Source organism: Autumnicola edwardsiae, from assembly GCF_031846505.1.
Classification (GTDB): Bacteria; Bacteroidota; Bacteroidia; order Flavobacteriales; family Flavobacteriaceae; genus Autumnicola; species Autumnicola edwardsiae.
In genome coordinates, this window is sequence record NZ_JAVRHP010000140.1 from 1 (window position 1) to 5,463 (window position 5,463).

General features: G+C 36.1%; 5 protein-coding genes. 4 read left to right on the forward strand and 1 reads right to left on the reverse strand.

Annotated elements, in window-relative coordinates; translation table 11 throughout:
• The 4 genes from RM529_RS15765 to RM529_RS18170 all read left to right on the forward strand — a co-directional run.
• The coding region (locus RM529_RS15765) for an HAAS signaling domain-containing protein (protein WP_432264541.1) at positions 1–188 on the forward strand (188 nt) is incomplete at its 5' end.
• Positions 189–563: 375 nt separating this feature from the next.
• Positions 564–1,880 (forward strand): serine hydrolase domain-containing protein, encoded by a 1,317-nt coding sequence (locus tag RM529_RS15770; RefSeq protein ID WP_311485709.1) that lies wholly within the window; start codon positions 564–566, stop codon positions 1,878–1,880.
• A 178-nt stretch (positions 1,881–2,058) separates the two neighbouring features.
• On the forward strand, positions 2,059–3,021 hold the full coding sequence (locus RM529_RS15775; RefSeq protein ID WP_311485710.1) for a DUF418 domain-containing protein: 963 nt from the start codon (positions 2,059–2,061) through the stop codon (positions 3,019–3,021).
• 12 nt (positions 3,022–3,033) lie between these two features.
• On the forward strand, positions 3,034–3,282 hold the full coding sequence (locus tag RM529_RS18170; RefSeq protein ID WP_432264542.1) for a DUF418 domain-containing protein: 249 nt from the start codon (positions 3,034–3,036) through the stop codon (positions 3,280–3,282).
• Positions 3,283–3,461: 179 nt separating this feature from the next.
• On the opposite strand, the gene RM529_RS15780 is transcribed toward RM529_RS18170, so the two are convergent.
• A partial coding sequence (locus RM529_RS15780; protein WP_311485711.1) for an SbcC/MukB-like Walker B domain-containing protein occupies positions 3,462–5,463 on the reverse strand: 2,002 nt, incomplete at its 5' end.

Genomic DNA, 5,463 nt, shown 5'->3' on the forward strand with positions numbered 1-5,463 from the left:
GCATTTACAAGAACTACATGAATCGAATAGAGAAAACTGTCTCATCATTATCAAAAAGTGACCAGAAAGAAGTTCTATTGGAGTTTAATAGCCATATTTATGAGGGACTAACCAGAAAACACAAAGGAAATGAAACCAATCAATTACTTGACATCTTAGATAAACTTGGAGAACCGGGGAGGTTTTAAAACCTTTAATCGCTGATAAAAAATTAGAACAAGCTACCCGTACTTTCAATCCTATTCATTTATTTAAAGCCCTGGCACTTAATATCACTAACGGAATTTCCTATTTATTCTTTGGCATACTCTATATAGGCTTATTAGGTTTTGTGTTTCTCATATATGCCAAATTACGCAATCCAGATCACGTTGGACTTTTCTTTAAGAATGATTCATTTATGGCTATTGGAAGGCTTAACGAAGGTTATCTAAAAAACCCTAACATTTCTGAAGTTTTAGGTAATTGGTTTATTCCTGCAATGATTCTTGCAATTCTAATCTCTTACATAATTATAACTCTCTTATTAAAATTTAAAAGATCAATCAATAAAAATTAATAACATGAAAAAATTAATTATAACATCATTACTGCTTTTCATTTCAGCAATTTGTTTATCTCAAAATCTTAATACGAAAAAGCTAGACAGCCTATTTCAACTTTTAGAACAGCATAACAAGTTTATGGGAACTTTAGTGGTTTCTCAAGATCAAAAAACGATTTATTCAAATTCCATAGGTTTTGCCGATGTGGAAAATAAAATTAAAGCTGACAGCTTAACAAAGTATAGAATAGGTTCAATTTCTAAAATGTTTACAGCTACTTTAATACTAAATGCAGTTGAGGAAGGGAAATTAGAATTGGACCAGCCCATAGGAAAATACTTTCCGAAAATTGACAATTCACATCAAATCACTATTAAAAATTTATTAAACCATAGCAGCGGTATTCACGACTTTACTAGGAATGAAGATTACTTTAGTTGGAATACAAGTTTTCAATCCAAAGAAGATATGCTTAAAAAAATTTCAAATTTTAAGAATGATTTTGAACCTAGCTCCAAGAGCCAGTACAGTAATTCAAACTTTGTTCTGTTGACATTTATTTTAGAGGATATTTACAAGCAATCATTCCAAAAGATATTAAATCAAAAAATTGTAAAACCGCTACATCTAAATAACACTTATTATGGTAAGAAAATTAGTAGTGAAAATAATGAAGCATATTCCTATAAATTTTTAGGTGAATGGAAAAAAGAAAAAGAGACAGATATGTCTATTCCAAAAGGTGCGGGCGGCATAGTTTCTAATCCTAAAGATTTAAAGACTTTCATAGAACAGCTGTTTATAGGAAATATAATTTCAGATAAAAGCTTGAATTTAATGAAAAATATAGAAAATGGTTATGGTTTAGGAATGCTTCAATTCCCTTATAATGATAAAATAAGCTACGGGCATACAGGTGGTATAGATGGATTTGAATCGGTTGTTAGTTATTTCCCAGAAGACAAGTTGACAATTAGCTTAAGTTCGAACGGGGTGAATTATAATAAAAATAATATTTTGTTAGCAGTATTAGCCACTTTCTATAATAATTCATACGATTTGCCCAATTTCGAAACAATAGAATTAACTTCGGAAGATTTAGAAAAATATTTAGGAACATATTCAAGTGATCAGATACCACTTAAAATCACATGTACAAAGCAGGGGAATACTTTAATTACGCAAGCAACTGGACAAAAAGCTTTTCCTTTAGAAGCAACTGTCGAAGATATCTTTACATATGAACAAGCAGGAATAACTTTGGAATTCAATCCAACCGAAAATGAAGTGACGTTGAAACAGGGAGGTGGAGAATTTCTATTCAAGAAAGAATAAATAGCAGCGTACAAGTCGGTTCATCGTAAATAACGGTTTCATTGAAAAATTTAATTTCAGAAACTAGTAAGAAAACTACTAAGCCGACAAGTCTGCGGTCCCAGTTAGCCAATTACCCATAAACATATTCTTGCCGTACATTTGCTGAAAAATAAGGTGCGCTGTGCAGTAGCATATTATGGGTGAGAGTAGCATTACAACTTCCAAAAAAAGAATTGATACCATTGATGTATTAAGAGGATTCGCGCTGGCAGGTATCCTATACGCCCACATGATCATCTGGTATACAGGCGCTGGAGTTCCAGCAGAAGTCTATTCTAAATACGACAGCACACCAGATGGAATAGCAATGGCTATTTTTGGTGCCCTTGTATTTGGAAAATTTTTCTCCGTTTTTTCCTTTTTATTCGGACTAAGTTTTTATCTGCATTTTAATAGAAACCAATCAAAAGTTGGCTTTGTCAGAGTTTATAGCTGGCGTTTATTCCTTCTTTTCCTTATCGGAATTGCACATCACTTGTTATGGCGGGGGGATATTTTAGCTATTTATGCCGTTTTAGGAATATTACTGCTGTTCTTCCGTCGGCTTTCTCCCAAGCTGCTTCTCATCCTTTCTTTGTTGCTAATTGTTAACCTTCCCACGCATATTTATGATCTTTTCCAGGCAGAACCACTTGATGCTGAAGTTAGTTTGCCTATGGACGAAGAGGCAGACAAATATTATGCTCTTGTAAAAAACGCAGATTTTCTTGCTGTTGTAAAGAGCAACTGGAATTCCTGGCCGGCGAAAATTGAATATCAGCTTGAAAGCGGAAGGTTGTTGATGACTTTCGGATACTTTCTGCTTGGATTTTACGCCGGTTTTACAAGATTGTTTACTTCCATAGAAAAAAATCTTACCAAATTCAGAAGATGGAATATTACTACTGAAAAAGCTGTTCTTTTCCTGCTGTTCGTTGGATTATTGATGTACATTTTTGATTTTGTTACTATTCCCGGCATTAAAGTAATTCCGCAATTAAGATGGCTGGCAAGCTTCCTTTTCAGTATCTATAATGCCTGCCTTACGATTTTTTATATTACCGGCATCACGCTTTTATTTAGAAGCAGTTTTTTTTACAACGTGCTCAGGCCGCTTTGAGCTATGGGAAGAATGGCTTTAACGAATTACCTGATGCAAACGGTTTTTGGATTGCTGCTTTTTTATCACTTTGGACTGGGCTTATTCGATAAAACATCTCCTGCAGTAAATATTTTTTTCTTTGCTGTCCTTCTTTATTTCCAACTGAAATTCAGCCAATTCTGGCTTCAACATTTCAATCAGGGACCGGTAGAGTGGTTGTGGAAAGGATTAACCTACTTCAGGTTTGCTGATATAAGAAAAAAACAAATTAAAAGGTAGCTCCTTTATCGGCAGTATAAATATCAGTCTCACTTTTTCACTTTTTTTCTCTTTAACTCTTCACTTTCATAAGCTAATAAGTATGTCCCGGCAAAAAATTGAACTGTATACTCTTCACTTTCCACTTTTTCACTTTTTAACTCTTTAACTACTACCGTCTATCGTCTACAGCCTACCAACTAATTCACTTCCAGACTACTGTATCCCTGTCCGTTTCTGGTTAACCGAATTTGAGTTGCAATACGTTCTTTCAGCGAATCTACGTGGCTTATAATTCCGATGGTTTTTGATGATTCGGCCTGCAGTTTTTCCAGTGTATCCAGTGTTTGATCCAGTGTTTCAGGATCCAGCGTTCCAAAACCTTCATCGATAAAAAGGCTGTTTATTTCCACATTTTTAGACGCCAGATCAGAAAGCGCCAAAGCCATCGAAAGGCTCAGGATAAAAGTTTCTCCTCCGGAAAGTGTTTTTACCGAACGTCGCTGCCCGCCCATATGCTCGTCTATAGCTACAAGCCCATCGTCTTCCTCCTCTTCGGGTTTATCTATGTAGTAACGATCGCTAAGATCTTTTAGGCGTACATTGGCGAGCTGCAGTAACTGACCCAGGCTTAAATCCTGGGCAAAATCATTGAAATTTTTACCCTTAGAATCCCCAATCAACTCATTTAGCAGCCGCCATCTTTTGGTCTGCTTCTCTTTTTCGGCAATTTCAGATTTTAATGTTGCCAGGCGCTCCACGTTTTCATCATGATTTTTAATGATCCGGTCAATTTCTTTGCACTCGTCGCTTATATTCTGAAGTTTTTCTTTTTGCGCTTCAAGTTCCTTAATTAAAGCCTCTCTTTCTTTTTCGACATCCATTTTTTTGGAAGTTTCCAATTGCGCATTTAGAATATTTAGTGAAGCAGAAATAGTATCAATTTGCTTTTGAACAGTTTCCCGTTTAGAGCGCAGCGCATTGCACTCCGTATCTGGCATTAGCGCGTTAAATGCATCCTCAATAGCTTCAAAGCCTTGCCCGCTAACTTTGGGAGAAAGTGCAGCTTCTATTTGGGATTTTGCAGCCTCTTTTTCTTCGGAAGTTTTCCCGATTTCCTCGTGTTTTGCAGTTAAATTCTTCTTTTCTTCCAAATTGCGTATCCAGCTATTTTGAAACTGCTGACTATCACGATAAACATCATCTCCTTTATAAAACTTGTCAAGTTTTTGCTTTAGTTCCTTCCCTTCCTGCAGGATTTCTATAAGTTTTTGGAGAGCAGGAATTCCTGCAGAAATTGCTGATGCTGTTTTTTGCCCTTTTTCGTACTGCTCAAGTTGATTTAGCAGATTTTCATATGCGGTACAATTATTTTCCCAGCCCTCACTATTTTCAGCTTTGGGGAGCACCGCATATTTTGCCGAAAATTGCAGTTTTTGATGATTGGCCTTTTTTACTGCAGCTTTCAGATTTTCGTCCAGTTCCTGCAGCCGCTCCTTCAAAATCTTATAATTCAGGCTTGCAGAATTCAGTTTTCTGGTCCATTCCTGCAATTCTTTCTCAGTTTTGGCAATTTCCCGGTCCAGAGAATCATCTTTTGCGGGTAAATCCTGTGCAAAAGGATGTTCCAGCGCGCCACATAAAGGGCAGGCTTCCCCGTCTTTTAAATTCAGCCGGTGTTCTTCCAGGCTTGCTCTTAAAAGTTGATTTTCCTTTTTTAAATTCAGATTTTCCAGCAGATTTTTAAGCTTTTCTGAAGTATTTTCGGCTTTTTCGATCTCTTCAGGAAGGTTTTTAAGTTTTGGAGCAATAATTTCCTTTTCAGAAGTTAATTTTTCAATTTCTTCTGAAGTTTTTTCGATATTATAGAAATCCCGTGTCGCTTCCCGTGCCAGTTTTAAATGTTGCTGAAGTTGCTTTTTCTCTTTTTCAGGATGCTGAAGATCCAGTGCTTTAAGGTCGGCACTCAAATTTGCCAATTTTCGACTTGCTTCTTTTTTCAGCTCCTTTAATTGCCGGAGACTTTCCGAAAGGTTTTTTTCATTAAGCTGAAACGAAACTTCTCTTAATTCTGATAAAAACCGGGACTTCTGATAAGAATATTCACTCAGTTTTTCCTTTTTCTGCTCCTGTAACGCCTGAATTTTCCTGGTAAAAGCCTGCAGTTTTTCTGAAAGATCTTCAGCAGTGACTTCAGTATGA